The sequence below is a fragment of the Oleiphilus sp. HI0066 genome (assembly GCF_001635725.1).
Genome location: NZ_LWFH01001828.1, coordinates 1 through 1,087, shown reverse-complemented (window position 1 = coordinate 1,087; position 1,087 = coordinate 1). Strand labels below are relative to the sequence as shown.

Here is a 1,087-nt window from a genome sequence, read left to right as displayed (position 1 = left end):
GTCAAGCTTTTTGGAGACTGCACTACCGAAGTGACGGCACTTGTCACAAGTAAGCATGATGATGGACGATATACTATCTTTATGCCGACCGGTCCGAACCCTACTTCGGGAAATATTTATCATGTTAAGCAGGAACAGGTAACGCTTTATCCTGAGATTTCCGTGAGTGATGCAATGAGGACTATTATCGCGTGTGGTGCAGGCTCGGGAGAGTTAATAGCAAATACGAGTGCTGTTGGATCCAATGTAAGAACGTCGACAAAACAGGAAACCTCAAAAGGTGATAGTTCCTCCGATGATTTGGGGGATTTAATTCAAGATACGCTTTTAGATAAGCGCATTAAACTCTGCTTGCTTAAACACGGTATTGAAACTTTGAATGACTTGCGCCAACTAAGTGAGGATGAGCTGAAAAATATAAAAGGCCTAGGGCCAAAGCGTTTGGAACTAGTGAAGACTTATTTGAATGCAGTGTCTACAGAAACAAAACGTAAAAACTTTAATAAAAATGTCTGAGGTTCTCGGGGACCCTATTAATAATGTAAATGTTTGTTAGCTGACATGCAGGCCTCTCTAGTAAACGTGATCTGCTTTTAGCTTATTAAACAAAGTAAACGTGAACCATTAATTTTTGGTGTAGTCAGGATACTTAGCCTATCAATCGAGTTAGTATTTTGAATCGTCAATAATTCCATAGTTTCTTTTTAGTTCGATAAACTAGCAAATGAGAAGTATTTACGATGCGATATCGTCGCGTGCGAATGCGTGTGATTGTATGATTTTGAATATGCGCCTTCAATTTCTCAAAACTAAAAAATGACCAACTTACAGCAGCCCCAAACCATTTAGCATAACAAGGGCAATGCAAACTGGCGCTATGAAGCGAATTGCTAGGAACCATGATTTGAACCAAAATGTTAATTTCAATGCGAGTACTTCTTCGATTTCGTTTCTATGCATTCTCCAACCGATCAATACTGCGACAAGTAGTCCACCAAGAGGCAGCATATAGTTTGCTGTTGCGACATCTAAGAAGTTGAATACGTCGCCAGAAGCTGCAGAAGCTGCAGAAGCGGCCGCACCAATC

1 protein-coding gene and 1 pseudogene are annotated in these 1,087 nt (G+C 40.6%); one reads left to right on the top strand and one right to left on the bottom strand.

The genetic code is table 11. The annotated features are described in order from the left end of the window. On the top strand, positions 1 to 516 hold a 516-nt coding region (locus A3738_RS28410; RefSeq protein ID WP_231876789.1), incomplete at its 5' end, for a DNA-directed RNA polymerase subunit alpha C-terminal domain-containing protein. Between the two features lie 309 nt (positions 517 to 825). On the opposite strand, the pseudogene A3738_RS31725 reads toward A3738_RS28410, so the two are convergent. Further along, positions 826 to 1,087 (bottom strand): annotated as a pseudogene (locus A3738_RS31725) (sodium-dependent transporter); the annotation flags it as partial.